Origin of the sequence: Nocardiopsis sp. EMB25, from assembly GCF_026797795.1 — a bacterium.
GTDB classification, from domain to species: domain Bacteria; phylum Actinomycetota; class Actinomycetes; order Streptosporangiales; family Streptosporangiaceae; genus Nocardiopsis; species Nocardiopsis lucentensis.
In genome coordinates, this window is record NZ_JAMTDN010000001.1 from 3,663,770 (window position 1) to 3,679,233 (window position 15,464).

General features: G+C 73.7%; 13 protein-coding genes. 6 read left to right on the forward strand and 7 right to left on the reverse strand.

The window, feature by feature from the left end; all coding sequences use genetic code 11:
* The first annotated feature begins 16 nt into the window (after nt 1–16).
* The 5 genes from KIK06_RS15810 to KIK06_RS15830 all read left to right on the forward strand — a co-directional run bounded on the left by KIK06_RS15810 (nt 17) and on the right by KIK06_RS15830 (nt 6,408).
* Nucleotides 17–1,429: a BTAD domain-containing putative transcriptional regulator gene (locus KIK06_RS15810; RefSeq protein ID WP_268643783.1), complete on the forward strand. Its 1,413-nt coding sequence runs from the start codon at nt 17–19 to the stop codon at nt 1,427–1,429.
* A gap of 178 nt (nt 1,430–1,607) precedes the next feature.
* Complete coding sequence (locus tag KIK06_RS15815; RefSeq protein ID WP_268643785.1) at nt 1,608–2,087, forward strand: hypothetical protein; 480 nt, start codon at nt 1,608–1,610, stop codon at nt 2,085–2,087.
* A gap of 126 nt (nt 2,088–2,213) precedes the next feature.
* On the forward strand, nt 2,214–5,243 hold the full coding sequence (locus KIK06_RS15820) for an AfsR/SARP family transcriptional regulator (protein ID WP_268643786.1): 3,030 nt from the start codon (nt 2,214–2,216) through the stop codon (nt 5,241–5,243).
* 122 nt (nt 5,244–5,365) lie between these two features.
* Nucleotides 5,366–5,839 (forward strand): hypothetical protein, encoded by a 474-nt coding sequence (locus KIK06_RS15825; protein ID WP_268643787.1) that lies wholly within the window; start codon nt 5,366–5,368, stop codon nt 5,837–5,839.
* 92 nt (nt 5,840–5,931) lie between these two features.
* Nucleotides 5,932–6,408, forward strand: coding sequence for a hypothetical protein (locus KIK06_RS15830; protein WP_268643788.1), 477 nt, complete (start codon nt 5,932–5,934; stop codon nt 6,406–6,408).
* Here the strand turns inward: KIK06_RS15830 and KIK06_RS15835 are convergent.
* Genes KIK06_RS15835 through KIK06_RS15855 form a run of 5 tightly spaced genes read right to left on the reverse strand, consistent with a single transcriptional unit; the run spans nt 6,405 to nt 10,744 of the window.
* A complete protein-coding gene (locus tag KIK06_RS15835) occupies nt 6,405–7,196 on the reverse strand; it encodes a putative hydro-lyase (RefSeq protein WP_268643789.1) in 792 nt (263 codons plus the stop codon). The two genes, KIK06_RS15830 and KIK06_RS15835, sit on opposite strands and share 4 nt — an antisense overlap.
* Nucleotides 7,197–7,211: 15 nt before the next feature.
* The gene (locus tag KIK06_RS15840; protein WP_268643790.1) at nt 7,212–8,066 is read right to left on the reverse strand and encodes a biotin-dependent carboxyltransferase family protein; all 855 of its coding nucleotides are present in this window, start codon (nt 8,064–8,066) and stop codon (nt 7,212–7,214) included.
* Complete coding sequence (locus KIK06_RS15845) at nt 8,063–8,674, reverse strand: 5-oxoprolinase subunit B family protein (RefSeq protein WP_268643791.1); 612 nt, start codon at nt 8,672–8,674, stop codon at nt 8,063–8,065. The genes KIK06_RS15840 and KIK06_RS15845 overlap by 4 nt, the downstream gene beginning before the upstream one ends.
* An 18-nt stretch (nt 8,675–8,692) precedes the next feature.
* Nucleotides 8,693–9,451, reverse strand: coding sequence for a LamB/YcsF family protein (locus KIK06_RS15850; protein WP_017599425.1), 759 nt, complete (start codon nt 9,449–9,451; stop codon nt 8,693–8,695).
* A gap of 45 nt (nt 9,452–9,496) precedes the next feature.
* Nucleotides 9,497–10,744: an NRAMP family divalent metal transporter gene (locus KIK06_RS15855; protein ID WP_268643792.1), complete on the reverse strand. Its 1,248-nt coding sequence runs from the start codon at nt 10,742–10,744 to the stop codon at nt 9,497–9,499.
* A gap of 162 nt (nt 10,745–10,906) precedes the next feature.
* On the opposite strand from KIK06_RS15855, the gene KIK06_RS15860 reads away from it, so the two are divergent.
* A complete protein-coding gene (locus tag KIK06_RS15860) occupies nt 10,907–11,623 on the forward strand; it encodes a GntR family transcriptional regulator (protein WP_268643793.1) in 717 nt (238 codons plus the stop codon).
* Between the two features lie 53 nt (nt 11,624–11,676).
* On the opposite strand, the gene KIK06_RS15865 is transcribed toward KIK06_RS15860, so the two are convergent.
* On the reverse strand, nt 11,677–13,893 hold the full coding sequence (locus KIK06_RS15865; RefSeq protein WP_268643794.1) for an MMPL family transporter: 2,217 nt from the start codon (nt 13,891–13,893) through the stop codon (nt 11,677–11,679).
* Nucleotides 13,894–14,007: 114 nt separating this feature from the next.
* Nucleotides 14,008–15,459 (reverse strand): SDR family oxidoreductase, encoded by a 1,452-nt coding sequence (locus KIK06_RS15870; RefSeq protein ID WP_268643795.1) that lies wholly within the window; start codon nt 15,457–15,459, stop codon nt 14,008–14,010.
* Nucleotides 15,460–15,464: the final 5 nt, after the last annotated feature.

The following is a 15,464-nucleotide window of genomic DNA, read 5'->3' on the forward strand; positions in this document are numbered from 1 at the left end:
TGGGAGGATCCTCGGCGTGGACTTCCTCGTACTCGGCCCCCTCCGGATCACCAACGGCGACGCGTCGGTCGCCCCACGTGCCGCCAAGGACCGTCTCTTCCTGGGCGAACTGCTGGCCCACGCGGGCGGGCAGGTCTCCACGGCACACCTGGCCGACGCGCTCTGGCCGCGGCAACCGCCCGCCAACCCCGTCAACGCCGTGCAGGTGCGCGCCTCCCGACTGCGCGCGACGCTGCGCGACCTCGGCGGTTCCGAGGAGACCGTGGAGACCGTGCGGACGGACTCGGGCGGGTACCTCCTCGCGTCCGCTCCGGCGGACCTGACCCGACTGCGGGAGGCGGTCCGCCTGGCCCCGGACGCACCGGACGGCCGGAATCTGCTGGCCGACGCGCTGGCGCTGTGGCGGGACGAGCCGTTCGCCGACGTCCCGGACACACCCTGTATCGTCGCCGAGCGGGAGCGGGCGCGCGAACTGCGCCTCACCGCCCTGGAGCTGTACGCCGACCTGTCCTTACGGGACGGCCGTCCCGAGCCCACCCTCATCGCGGAGCTGGCCGAGCAGACCGGGCTCCACCCCCTGCGGGAGTCGCTGCACGGCGGGCTCATCCGTCTGCTGCACGCCTCCGGACGGTCCGCGGAGGCGCTGGACGCCTACGAGCGGCTGCGCCGACGGCTCGCCGAGGAACTGGGGTGCGACCCCCAACCGGAGGTCCAGGAGCTGCACCGGCGGATCCTGAGCGAACAGCACGAGACGGCCGCACAGCCCGCCGGTCCCCCCGCGGCACCGGCCGAACACCCCACTCCCCCGGCCGAGCGCTCCTCCGCGGCCGGGACCGGACCGGCCGAGGAGAGGCCGTCGGCCCCGGCCCCGGTCCCTCCGCGGAGACGGCGGCCCCGCCTTCCCGGGTGGGCCCACACGACGGTCGGCGCCGTCGCCGGATCCGCCCTCACCCTGGCGGTCACGCAGTTCACCGGCTTCGGGGACACCGAACCCTCCGACACGCGGCTCTCTCCCTCCCCGACGGAACCCGCCGAACCGGCGGCGGTGGAGACCATCCGCCCGATCCCCGGGGACGCCTCGCGCTTCGACGTGGACATCACCATCCCCGACGGCACCCCGGTGAGCCCGGGTGAGGAGTTCATCAAGACCTGGCAGCTGACCAACACGGGGCTGATCCCGTGGCGGGACCGGTACATGTCCCGGCAGAGCGGTGGCGAGGGGAGCTGCACCTCCGACGAGCGGGTCCCCGTTCCCGACACCGAGCCCAGGGAACCGGCCGTGATCAGCGTCGCCGTCACCGCCGGCACCGAACCCGGCCGATGCCGCGTCGTGTGGAAGATGACGGACGCCGACGGCATGCTCTACTACCCCAACATGACGGGGATCTTCTACGAGGTGGTGGTCGTCGACGACGACGCCCCGCGCTGACCGGTTCTCCCGGGGCCGGTTCCGGGCTCCTCGTGGCCCGATCCGGCCACCGCCCGGCGAACGCAAGGCGAAGGCGCGGCGGACGAGGCCCACGCGGCAACCGGAGGACAAGCGGAAGGAAAGCGGCCGGGGGCACGCTGGCCGTCGACAGCCTCCGCCGTATCGAACAAGGGTTCCCATGAAGCACCTCCTCCGGAGATCACTGCGCCTGGGCGCGCTCCTCACCGTCCTGACCACGGCCGTACTCGCCACCGTGACCGCACCGGCCTCCGCGCACACCAGCCTGACCTCGATCGCGTTCGCCGAGTCGGGGTGCGCCTGGACGAAGGGATCGGCGACCATCCTGGACAGCGCCCGGATCCTGGGCGCGGGCCACACGCAGATCGGCACGGTCAACCTGTTGTGGAACTCGGCCGAGGGGGAGAACTGCGTGGTGACCCTCAAGTCCGGCCGCACCCACGGGTACGCCTCCTACACCGTGGCGGAACTCGCCATCGAGGGAGACCACTACCACCCCGTGGAGATCGGGAACTACCAACACTACGCCGCGGTGGCCGCCCCCGCCGCGGGAAAATGCGTCCAGTTCACGGGCATCATCGAGGACACCGACGGGCAGCGCTACGCCGGTGGCCTCGGCAGCTGGGCGTTCTGCGGCTGAGGACGAGGGGCGGCCCCGCACTCCCGTGCGGACGGCCGCCCCGCCCCTACCGGATAGGCTTTCGCGCGATGTAAATTACTCATTTATTGATAAATGGGGGTACACGTGCGGGCTGACCGGAGCAGCATGCGGTTTCGGCTGCTCGGACCGGTCGAGGTGGTCCAGAACGGCGAACCCCTCCATGTCGGCGGCCCGAAGCGCGCCACCGTTCTGGCGGCGCTCCTCCTCCAGCCCAACTCCGTGGTCGGCGACGACCGGCTCATCGACCTGCTCTGGGACTGCGATCCGCCGCGCAGCGCCCGCGGCCAGCTCCAGGTCCACGTGCACAAACTGCGCGCTCTCCTCGGCCCGGAGACCATCGTCCGGCGCCCCTCCGGCTACGAGATCGCGGTCGACCCCGCGTCGACCGACCTCGGTGAGTTCGAGCGGCTGCTGGCCCGGGCCCGCTCCGACCGCGCCGCCGAGCGCCACGACGCCGCGCTCGCCGCGCTGCGAACGGCCGTGTCCCTGTGGTCGGATCCGCCCCTGGGCGGTGTCACGGCACCACTGGCCGACTCGGCCCGCCCATGGCTGGAGGAACGGCGACTGTCGGCCCTGGAGGAGATCCACGACCTCCAGATCGCCACCGGCCACCACTTCGAAGCCATCGCCGGGCTGCGCCGGACACTCTCCCTCCACCCCGCCCGGGAGGCGGTCGCCGAACAGCTCATGTCCGCCCTCCAGAGCTGCGGCAGGATTCCGGAGGCCCTGGAGGTCTACACCGAACTGCGCGAACGACTCGTGGAGGAGCTGGGGATCGAACCGGGTCCGCGGCTGCGGCGCCTCCACCAACGGCTGCTGCGCGGTGAGACGGCCTCCGAGCGGGACACGGCACCGACCACGCCGTCCACGGCACCGACCGCCGCGGCGCCCCCGGTCCGTCCCGCCGAACTCCCCCACGACATCCCCGACTTCGTGGGCCGGACGGCCGAACTGGAGGAACTGGACGCGGTCCTGGAGGGCTCCCGCGACGCGAACGCGATCGTGTTCGTCACCGGGATCGCGGGAGTGGGCAAGAGCGCCCTGGCAGTGCGCTGGAGCCACACCGTCCGGGACCGCTTCCCCGGCGGCCAACTCCACGTTGACCTGCGCGGGTCGGGAGGACAGGCCGTCCACCCCCGCGACGCGCTCCGCCACCTGCTGCACAGCCTGGGCGCCGACCACCGGTTCCTGCCCGTCGACGTCGAGGGTCTGACCAGGCTCTACCGGTCGATGACCGCCGACCGGCGGCTCCTCCTGCTGCTCGACGACACCGCGACCACCGAACAGGTCACGCCGTTGCTGCCCGGCGGCCGGGGCAGCGTGGTCCTGGTGACCGGCCGCCGCGACCTGACCGGACTCGTGGCGCGGCACGGGGCGCGGCGTGTCCACCTCGACGTGCTGAGCCAGGAGTCCTCGATCCAACTGCTGCGGGCCGTCATCGGTACCGACGCGCTGGCCGCGCGGCCGGAGGCCGAGGCGGAGTTCGGCGACCGCTGCGGGCACCTTCCACTGGCGCTGCGACTCGCCGCCGCCAATATCAGCACCGGGGCCTGGGAGGTCGCCGAGGCGCTGAACGCCCTCCAGGGCGCCGACCGGTTCTCCTTCCTCAGTGGGGACGACGGTTCGGGCAGCGTGGCCGCGACGTTCTCCGGCACCTACCGATCGCTGCACGCGGAGGGGGCCCGACTCCTCCGGCTCCTGGGAACGGTCCCCCTGCGATCGGTCACGCGCCGCACCGCGGCCGCCGTCGCCGGCCTGTCCCCGGACCGGGCCGCGCAGCTGCTCCGGGAACTGAGCGCCCACCACCTCGTCGAACGCGACCCCGGCGACCGGTACCACCTCCACGGCCTGGTGCGCGCCCACGCCGCCGAGCTCGCCTCGGACCGGGAGAGGGAGTCCGTCGCGCACCGGCTGCTGACCCACTACCAGGACGCGGTCGACCGGTCCGACCCCCACCTGTGGGACGAGGGCGGGAACATCACCGCGACCGTCGCCCACGCCCGTGAGCACGGCCGACCGGAGGAGGTGGTGCGGCTCGTCCGCTCCCTGGCCGCGTTCGTCTGGGATGGCGGTGCGCACGGCGAGTGGCTGGCGACGGCGCGGGCCGGGCTCGACTGCGCGCGAAGGTGCGGGGACCCGGACGCGGAGGCCGCCATGCGGGTGCTCCTGGGCGAGGCCCACCTGCGGTTCGGACCGACCAGTCAGGCGGTGGAGTCCTTCACCGCGGCGCTCGATTCGCCCCGTCGGACCGGGGCGGACCAGACCCGTACCCGCGCCCTGCTCGGGCTGGCCAGGGCCGGTGTCCACCAGGGCGATCTCACCGGGGCGGCTCCGCTGCTCGAACACGCGTGGCGGACTGCGGAGGAGATCGGATGGCGGACCGGGTCGGCGTCCGGATTGGGGCACCTGGGGGCGGTCCTCGGCTGGATGGGACGGCTGGAGGAGGGGCACCAGAAGCTCGCCCGGGCGATCGAGCTGTGCCGCGAGACCGGGGCGGAGACGCTGCTCCACCGGTTCCTGTGCGAGATGAGCTGGAACCGCCGCTGCATGGGTGACCCGAACACGGCCTGGCGGGACGCCCGGGAGGCGCTGTCGGTCGCCGAGCGGACCGGTAACCCCGTGTCGAGGGCGATCGCCCTCGCCGGGCTGGCCCAGGTTCTGTGCGACGTCGACGACCCGGACGCGGCCCGCGCCCACGCCGGGCGGGCGATGCGGGCGGCCGAGGTGTCCGGGACGCCGTGGGCGGTGACGGCCGCGCTCAACGCCCGGGGGCGCGCCGAGCTGTCGGCCGGTCGGTACGCCGACGCCGACGCGCTGTTCACCGACTCGCTCCAGCACCAGGTGCGGGACGGACTGCACTGGCACTCGATCGATGCGCTGATCGGCCGGGCCGCGGCCTGCGCCCGCCTGGGGCGGGACGAGCGCGCCACCTGGTTCGCCGAACAGGCCGCGGCGGTGGCCGACAGGCACGGTTACGCGCTCCTGAGGGCCCGGGCCGTCGAACAGCTGGCCGAGCTGCGCGACCGCGCCGGTCGCGGTGCCGAGGCCGCCGACCTGAGAGGCACGGCGCGGCGGATCCGCACGACCAGCGGGCAGCCCCCGGCGGCGGGGAGCCAGGCCGCGGTCACGCCCTGACGGTGTTCCCCCCGGGGGCCGGAGGCCGCAGGCAAGCGGAATCGAAGCGGTTGCGAAGTCCGCCCGGGCAGGGTTTCGGGTGTCGTACGTCGGCGACGAACCCGACCACCGAAAGGGCTCCCATGTCCCTCAACATCCGAACCCTCACCCGAACCTTCCTCGTCGCGCTCGGGACGCTGGCTTTGACCGTCTCGATCGCCCCGTCCGCCAGCGCCCACAGCCTCGGCAGCGCGGTCAGCTCCTCAGCGGGTTGTAACTGGGGCTCCTCCTCCTACCAGATCCTGGACACCCTCGCCCTGAACGGGAACGAGACCGGAACCCGGTACGGGACGGCGTATCTGCTCTGGAACAACGGCAACGGCGAGAACTGCGTCGTCACGCGCCGGACCGGGTCCGCGCACGGCGACCCCGGCTTCACGGCGGCCGGTCTCTACATCCAGAACAAGGCCCCCATCGAGGACGGGGACTCGAACTGGGCACACTACGCGGCCGTACACGCGCCGGCCCGTGGCCAGTGCGTCCGTTTCGGCGGCCGGGTCGACCACAACGGTGAGATCGCGATCAGGATCTCGGACAACTACGAGTTCTGCTCCTGACGTCCCCGGCGGTGCGGCCCGTTCCGACGGGCCGCACCGCCCCGCCCCACGAACACCGCCGTCACGATCCCCCGCCCGAGAAGGAACCCGTCTTGACCACTCTGGCCACCGCCCTCCGACGTACCGTCCTCCCCCTGGCCCTCGCTCTCGGAGCGACCGCGGCCCTCTCCAGCCCTGCCTCGGCCCATACCGTCACCTCCGCCGCCTTCTCCGAGTACGGCTGCAAGTGGACGAAGGGGTACGCGGTCGAACTGGAGTCGCTCCCCATCCACGACGAATGGACCGGCACGCGTCTGGGCACCGTCCACCTGCTGTGGAACTCCAGCCACGGCCAGAACTGCGTGGTCACCCGCCGGACCGACAGCCTGCACGGAGGACCCCCTGGCGTCATCTCCGCCAGCCTGACCGTCGAGGGGGAACGGCTCCGGCAGGAGTACGGCGATTACTCCCACTACGCCGCCGTCGTCGCGGACGCCGCGGGTAAGTGCGTCAGGTACAGCGGCTACATCACCGGGCCAGGCGACTGGGAAGGAGCCGCCACACAGATCAGATTCGGCTTCTGCGGCTAGGGCACCTGGTAGTCGGCGTCCCGGACGTCGGTGACCGCCATGTGCCCCGGCGCGTGCCCGATCGCGAACTCCGGCGCCGACGCCGTCACCGCCGCCTGCGGCGTCACCCCGCACGCCCAGAACACCGGCACCTCCCCCGGCCGCACCTCCACCGGATCGCCGAAGTCGGTCCGGGCCAGGTCCGCGATCCCCAACACCTCCGGCTCCCCCACGTGCACCGGCGCCCCGTGCACCGCCGGGTACCGCGAGGTGATCCGCACCGCGTCGGCGACCCGGTCGGCGGGAACGGGCCGCATCGACACCACGAGCGGCCCCCGGAACCGTCCGGCCGGGCGGCACCGGCGGCCGGTCACGTACATCGGCACGTTGGTCCCCGCCTCGACATGACGGACGGGTACCCCGGCGGCCAGCAGCGGGGCCTCGAAGGTGAAGCTGCACCCGATGAGGAACGCCACCAGGTCCGGCCGCCACAGGTCGGTGACGTCCGTGCGCTCCTCCACCAGCTCCCCGTGCCGGTACACCCGGTAGGCGGGCAGGTCGGTGCGCAGGTCGCCCCCGAACACCGGGGCCGAGGTCTCCCCGGGCTCGACCACGTCCAGCACCGGGCACGCCCTCGGGTTGCGCTGGGCGAACAGCAGGAAGTCGAACGCCAGGTCCCGGGGCAGGGCGATGAGGTTGGCCTGTGCGAACCCCGCGCTGTACCCGGCCGTGGGAACCCGAAGCCCACGGCGGAACAGGGCGCGGGCCTCGTCGGGGGACAGCGCGGCACGGGCGGCGGGCTGGGACATCGGGAGACCTCCGGGTCAGAGTGTGAACCGCATCCGGGTCCCGGGCGCGGCCTGGGCCGCCCGGGGCAGGTGCGCGGAGTGCACGACGGCGATGACCGGGTAGCCGCCGGTCACCGGGTGGTCGGCCAGGAACAGCACCGGCTCCCCGTTGGGCGGCACCTGGAGGGAACCGGCGACCATGCCCTCACTGGGCAGCTCACCGCCTCGCGACCGCTCCAGCACCGGCCCGGTCAGGCGGGCGCCGACCCGGTCGCTGCGCGAGGTCACCTCGTACTCCCGGGACAGCAGCGTGGCCACCGCCTCCGGGGTGAACCAGTCGTCCCGAGCCCCGAGCACCACCCGCAGGTCGATCGACGGTCCGCCCACGGGCGCGGTCGCGACGTGGTCGACCCGGGGGAACCCGGCGGGCGCCGGGCCCACCGGCAGCAGGTCGCCGGGCGTGGGCACGGCCGGGCCGAGTCCCGCCAGGACGTCGGTGCTGCGCGATCCCAGCACGGGTGGCACGTCCACGCCCCCGCGCACGGCCAGGTAGCTGCGCAGCCCGCGTGCGGGCACGCCCATGGACAGCTCCGCGCCGTCGGGCAGGTGGAGCACGGCGTCCGTCGCCACGCCGCGCCCGTCCACCCGCAGCGGCACGGGCGCCCCGGTGACGGCGACGGTCACCGCGCCGCGCGCCCGCACGCGCAGCCCGCCCATGGTGACCTCCAGGGCGGCGGCGCCGACCGGGTTGGCCACGAGCCGGTTGGCCAGGGCGTAGGACGCGGTGTCGGCCGCACCGGAGCGACCCACCCCGAGGTCGGCGTGGCCGAACCGCCCGGCGTCCTGCACGGTGGTCATCGGGCCGGTGGCCAGGATCTCCAGCTCGGTCACGCCGCCTCCGTGAATCGCACCCGCACGCCGGGCCGCAGCAGCCCCGGCGGATCGCGGTCCAGGTCCCACACCCGCGCGTCGGTGCGGCCGATCAGCCGCCACCCGCCCGGGGAGCTGCGCGGGTACACGCCAGCGAACTCCCCCGCCAGGGCCACGGATCCGGCGGGAACCCGGGTGCGCGCCTCGGAGCGTCGGGGCACGTGCAGGCGCGGGTCGTCGCCGACCATGTACCCGAACCCGGGCGCGAACCCGCAGAACGCGACCGTCCACGTCGCGGAGGTGTGCGCCCTGACCACCCCCGCCGGGGTGAGCCCGGTCAGCGCGGCCACGTCGGCCAGGTCCTCGCCGTCGTAGGTGACCGGGATGGTGACCGTGCCGCCGTCGCCCGCCCGCTCCGCCCCGTCCAGGGACAGGGCGGTGACGGCCGCGGCGACCGCGTCGGTGTTCGTGCCGGGCGCCACCCGCAGCAGCACGGTGCGGGCGGCGGGCACGACGTCGGTGACCCCGGGCACGGGACGCGCCGCGAGCGCGGCGCGCAGGGCGATCACCTCCGACAGGTCGGCGACCTCCACCAGCACCCCGGTGTCGGCGCACGTCAGGACGCGCACGTTCGGTTCCTCCCAGTGTCAGGTGGTGAAGGGCGCCAGGGTGACGCCCTCGGCCCGCAGTTTGTCGGCCACGGTCCGGGCGATCTCCACCGCCCCCGGACTGTCGCCGTGCACGCAGAGCGAGTCGGCCTCGACACGGATCCGGCTGCCGTCGATCGCGGTGATCGGCTCGCCCCGGGCGATGCGCAGGCACCGCTCGGCGATCTCGGCCGGGTCGTGCAGGACGGCGCCGGGTTCGCGGCGGGAGACCAGCGTCCCCTCGGGGGTGTAGGCGCGGTCGGCGAACGCCTCCCGGTGGGTGGGCAGCCCGAACTCCTCCGCCAGGCGCAGGAACTCGGAGCCGGGCAGGCCGAGGACGGGCAGGTCGGAGTCGAAGGAGGCGACCGCGGCGGCCACGGCTCCGGCCTGGTCGGTGTGGTGCACGATCGCGTTGTACAGGGCGCCGTGCGGCTTGACGTAGCGGATGCGTTCCCCGGCCATCCCGGTGAACGCGGACAGGGCGCCGAGCTGGTAGACGACCTCGTCGGCCAGCTCGGCGGGCGGCATGTCGATGAAGCGCCGCCCGAACCCGGTCAGGTCGCGGTACCCGACGTGCGCGCCGACGGCCACACCGCGTTCGGCGGCGGCGCGGGTGGTGTGCCGCAGCACGGTCGGGTCCCCGGCGTGGAACCCGCAGGCGACGTTGGCGCTGGTGACGATGGACAGCAGCGCCTGGTCGTCACCCAGCTCCCAGCGGCCGTGGCCCTCGCCGAGGTCGGAGTTGAGGTCGATGCGCAAGGTGTGTCCTCCTCAGGGGTCGGGGACGGTGCCCGGGGTCGCGTCCTACTGCCAGAGCGCGGCGATGCCGCCGAGCGCGTTCCAGGCCATGTACAGGGTCAGCGCCCAGGCGGCCCAGCCGACGGCGAGCAGCCAGCGCGGGTAACGGTAGCCGCCGAGCAGGTCGCGGGAGCGGCGGGTGGCCACCCACAGCATGATCCCGAGGCCGACCGGCAGGATGGCGCCGTTGAGCGCCCCGGCCAGGACGAGCAGGGTCGCGGGGGCCTGACCGGCGAGGAGGAAGATCACCAGTGAGACACCGACGAAGCCGGTGACCAGCGCGCCCCGACGCTGGGTGAGCACGGGGTGGAAGGTGGAGACGAAGGAGACCGAGGTGTAGGACGCGCCGATCACCGAGCTGACGGCGGCGGCCCAGAAGATCACGCCGAACATCCGCAGCCCGACCTCACCCGCGGCCTGGCGGAAGGCCTCCGCCGCCGGGTTGGCGGCCTCCATGACGGCGGCGCCGCCGGCGACCACGCCCAGGATGGCCAGGAAGAGCACGATGCGCATGACGCCGGTGACGATGATGCCGGTGACGGACGTGCGCGTGACGGCGGAGACGTTCTCCCGCCCGCCCTTGCCGAGCTCGACCAGGCGGTGCGCGCCCGCGTAGGTGATGTAGCCGCCGACGGTGCCGCCGATGATGGTGACGGTGGCGAGGAAGACGTCGGAGCCGAGCTGGTCCGGCAGCACCGCCTGGCGCAGCGCCTCCCCGACCGGGGGCTTGGACACGAACGCGACGTACAGGGTCAGGGCGATCATCGCCACGCCCAGCACGACGAGGATGCGGTCCAGGGCCACGCCGAGCCGCTTGACGCCGAGGATGACCACGGCCAGGACCGCCGACAGGACGGTGCCCCAGCGCGGGTCGAGCCCGGTCATCGCCTGGAGTCCGAGCCCGGTACCGGCGAGGTTGCCGACGTTGAACACCAGTCCGCCGAAGACGACGAGGGCCGCCAGCACGTAGCCCGCCCCGGGCAGCACCCGGTTGGCCAGGTCCTGGGCGCGCATGTTCGCGACGCCGATGACGCGCCAGATGTTGAGCTGGACCGCGATGTCGACCAGGACCGACACCAGGATGGCGAAGGCGAAGGTGGCGCCGAGCTGGGCGGTGAACGTCGTGGTCTGGGTGATGAAGCCGGGCCCCACCGCGCTGGTGGCCATGAGGAACAGGGCGCCGAGCAGTCCGCTGTTGAGCGCGACGCGGCCGGGACGGGGGCGCGGCCGGGCGGCCGCGGAGGTGTCTTTCACGGGGGTCTCCTGGTGTGGAGGGGGATGGCTGTGACCCACACCATCGTGGGATTGTTGAACAATACTTCAATCCAACAAAGCTGGTAAAGACCCGGTCAGTAAAATCCAACCCGCCGGTCCGTACCATGGAGGGACGCGATCCCGCCCCTCGAAGGAGCCCACGTGACGGCCACGGACGACCTCATCGACCGGCTCCCCGAGCCACCGGAGGCCCTGGCCCGCGCCACCAGCCAGGCCGAGCGGGTCGCCGACATGCTGCGCGCCTTCGTCATCGACGGCGCGCTCTCCCCCGGGACCCGCCTGTCCGAGGAGCGGCTCAGCCGCAAGTACGGGGTCTCCCGCAACACCCTGCGCGAGGCGTTCCGCCTCCTGTCACGGGAGCGCCTCCTGGTGCACCAGATGCACCGGGGCGTCTTCGTCAACCGCCCCACCAGCGACGACGTCCGCGACCTGTTCAGCGCGCGCCGCTCCCTGGAACTTCCCGCGGTCCGCGGCGCCCGAGGGGCGCCCGAGGACGCGGTCGCCGCCGTCGGCGCCGCCGTGGCCGAGGGCGAGGCCGCCCGGGAGGTGGGCGACTGGTGGCGCATGGGCACGGCCAACATGCACTTCCACCAGGCGCTGGCCGGTCTCGCGGGCAGCCCGCGGATCGACGAGTTCATGAGCCAGGTGCTGGCCGAGACCCGCCTGGTCTTCCACGTCATGAACGCGCCCGAACAGTTCCACGCGCCCTACCTGGACTGGAACCGGCGGATCCACCTCAGGATCGCCGAGCGCGACCCCGACACCGCCGCGGTCGAACTGTCCCGCTACCTCGACACCTCCGAGGAACAGCTCGTCACCGCGTTCACCGCGATGGAACGCGCGACGGGCGACGCCTGACCTCAGCGCCGCCCGTCACCCGCCCCGGCTGGTCACCAGGGCGAACCGCGTGCTCAGGGGACGTCCGCGCCCACCGCGCGCTCGGCGCGTTCCGCCACCGTGGAGCGGTCCCGCCCCTCGGGGACGGCCCGGCCCGCGCGCCCCGGCCACCAGGTCCGCGCCCCCAGCTCCAGCGAGAGGGCGGGCACGAGCAGCGACCGCACCAGCAGCGTGTCCACCAGGACGCCGAAGGCGACCAGGAACGCGAGCTGGAACAGGAACAGCAGGGGGATCACCGCCAGCGCCGCGAAGGTGGCCGCCAGGACCACGCCCGCCGACGTGATGACACCTCCCGTCACGGTGAGGGCCCGCAGGACACCGGGGCGGTGGCCGTGTACGAGCGTCTCCTCCCGCGCCCTGGACATGAGGAAGATGCTGTAGTCGATCCCCAGCGCCACCAGGAACACGAACGCGAACAGCGGCACCACCGGGTCGGCCGCGGGCAGGTCCAGCACGTGCTCGAAGACCAGGGTGCCGACGCCGAGGACGGCGGCGAAGGACAGCACGTTCGCCGCCATCAGCAGCAGGGGCGCCACCAGTGAGCGCAGCAGCGGGATGAGGACGAGGAAGACGACCACGAGGACGAGCGGGACCACCACCGTGAAGTCGCGCTGGGCCGTCTCCCGGGTGTCCAGGGTGGTCGCGGCGACCCCGCCGACCAGCGCGTCGGCCCCCTGGACCTCCGCCAGTGAGTCGCGCAGCTCCCGTACCGTGTCCACGGCCTGGGCCGACTCCGGGGAGGCCGCGAGCACGGCCTCGACCAGGACGCGGCCGTCCTCGACGATCGGGGCGCCCTCCTGTCCCGGTGGGCCCGGTTCGCGAACCACGTCGGCGCCGGTGACCCCGGGGACGTCCTCGGCGGCGGCGACCACGGCGTCCGCGTGGTCGGCGTCCGTGACGACCAGGGCCGGGGCGGCCGTGGAGTCGGCGCCGAAGCCCCGGGTCAGGGTCTGCTGTCCGTCGACCGCCTCCACCTCGGTCCGGAAGATCTCGGCCTGGGAGCTGCCCTCGGCGTCGAACCGCGGCGCGAAGGCGGCGGCCGCCAGGAGCAGGACCGCGGTGCCCACCCAGTAGGCACGGGGGCGGCGTCCGACCGACGCGGCGACCGCGCCCCACACACGGTGCCCGCCGAGGACCGCGTCGGTCCCTCGCCCGGCGGTCTCCCCCCGACGGTTCGGGGCGAGCGGCCAGAACGCCGCCCGGCCGAGCAGGAGCAGCACGGCGGGCAGGAAGGTCAGCGCGGACAGGACGGCCGCGCCGATCCCGATGGCGACGACGGGCCCCAGTCCCCGCGTCGAGGCGAGGTCGGCGGCGAGGAGGCAGAGCACCCCGAGGACCACGGTTCCCGCGGAGGCCAGGATCGGACCGATCACGCCGCGCAGGGCCGCGCCGACGGCCTTCGCCGCGGTGTCCCGCTCCGACAGTTCCTCGCGGTAGCGCGCGACCAGGAGCAGGGCGTAGTCGGTGCAGGCGCCGACCACGAGGATGAAGAGGATGCCCTGGCTCTGGCCGTTGAGGGTGATCAGGTCCGCGTCGGCGGAGGCGTACACGAGCGCGCCCGCCAGGGCCAGGGCCAGGAGCGCGGACACGATGACCACGATCGGCAGCAGGGGCGACCGGTAGACGGCGACGAGGATGACGAGCACGGCGACGAGCGCGACCAGGAGCAGGGTCGTGTCGATACCGCCGAAGGCCGCGGCCAGGTCGGCGGCGAACCCGGCCGGCCCGGTGACCTGGGACTGCAGCCCGGCCACGGGGTCGTCCTCGAGCGCCTCCCTGAGCTCGCCGACGGCCTCTCCGGTGTCCGTACCGGCGTCGATCGGCACGATGAGCTGGGCCACGGAGGCGTCCTCCGTCCCGGGGAGGGGGCCGACGACGGGTCCGTCCACCCACGGCCGGTCGGCGAGGCCCTCGGCGACCGCCGACAGGGCGGCCAGGTCGGCGCCGTCCAGGTCGCGTTCGCCGGAGTAGACGACGATCGCGGGGACACTGTCGCCGCGGTCGAACTCCTTCGCGAGCTCCCCCGCGCGCGTGGACTCCGCCCCGATCGGCAGGAAGGCGCTCTGGTCGTTGGTCTGGACGTCGCCCAAAGAGCCGAGGAGCGAGCCGAGCGGGCCCGCCCCGAGGATCCACGCCACCACCGCCACGACCGCCACCAGCCCGGGCAGCCGCCTCCGGCGCCCGGTTCCCGGTGTCCCTCTCCGGGTTCTCACCGTGTCCACCTCCAGCATCGACGACTAATAGCTCTGAAACAGATTATCTCGTTTTTCGAGCTAAATTCGGCACGACGGTAACACGACCCCCAGACGCCCCACACGCCGCCCCTGGCGATCACCGCCGCGCCGTCACCGCTCCCGGGCCGCCTGACGAGCGATGTTGCGGGCCATCGAACCGAAGATCAGACCGTGGAAGGGGGTGACCGCCTTCCAGTAGAGGTGTCCGGACAGCCCCCGGGGACGGAACAGGGCACGCTGGCGGTACACGGTGCGCCCGCCCTCGCGCCCCACTTCCAACTCCAGCCACGCCAGCCCGGGCAGACGCATCTCCGCACGCAGCCGCAGCAGCTCGCCGGGCACGACCTCCTCCACCCGCCAGAAGTCGAGCGAGTCACCTACCCGCAGCCGGGCTGGGTCCCTGCGACCGCGACGCAGGCCGACACCCCCGACGGCCAGGTCGATCCATCCCCGCGCGGCCCAGGCCAGCGGCCACGAGTACCAGCCCCGGTCGCCTCCGATCCCCTCGATCACCGACCACAGCCGCTCGGGCGGCGCCTCCACGACCCGCGACCGCTCGTCGGTGTACAGGCTTCCGCCCGCCCAGTCCGGGTCGGTGGGCAGCGGGTCCGAGGGGGCGCTCGGCCAGGTGGCGGACGACCACCGGGTGTCCACGCGCGCCTCGGCCTCCTGGCGCAGGGCCAGCGCCACCGCCTCGTCGAACCGGAGCCGCTCATGGTCGTCGAGCAGATCGGACAGGTCGTCCTCGCGCATCACCGAGTCGTGGCGCAGCGACTCCACGAGCGGGCGCGCGATGGAGGGCGGCACCGGCGTCACCAGACCCACCCAGAGACTGGACAGGCCAGGTGACAGGACGGGCACCGGAATGATCCACCGCCGCCGGATCCCGGCCACCGCGGCGAACCGCTGGATCATCTCCGCGTAGGTGAGCACTTCCGGACCGCCGACGTCGAACGTGCGGTTGGTCCCCGCGGGCAGCTCCGCCGCCCCCACCAGCAGCCTGAGCACGTCCCGCACGGCGATGGGCTGGACCCGGCTGCGGACCCACCGCGGTGTGGTCATGGCGGGCAGGCGCTCGGTGAGGTGGCGCAGCATCTCGAAGGAGGCCGACCCCGAGCCGATGATCACCGCCGCTCTCAGGACGGCGGTGGGCACGGCGGAGGCGAGCAGGATGTCGCCGACCTCCGTCCGGGAGGCCATGTGCGCGGAGAGCGGACCCGCCTGGGGGGCGAGGCCGCCGAGGTAGACCACGCGTCCCGTGCCCGCCTCCTCGGCGGCGCGGGCGAAGACGCGGGCGCCCTCGGCGTCCTGCCCGGCGAAACCGCGCCCGCCCGCCATCGCGTGCACGAGGTAGTAGGCGGTGTCCACGTTCGTGAGCGCCTCGGCCAGTCCGGACCCGTCGACCACGTCCCCCCGCACCACCTCGACCCGGTCGCGCCAGGGGTGGTCACGGAGCTTCTCCGGGGTGCGCGCCAGGCACCGCACGTCGTGCCCGGCCTCCAGGAGCAGCGGGACCAGCCGCCCTCCGACGTAGCCGCTGGCCCCGGTCACGAGCACCCGCACGGCGC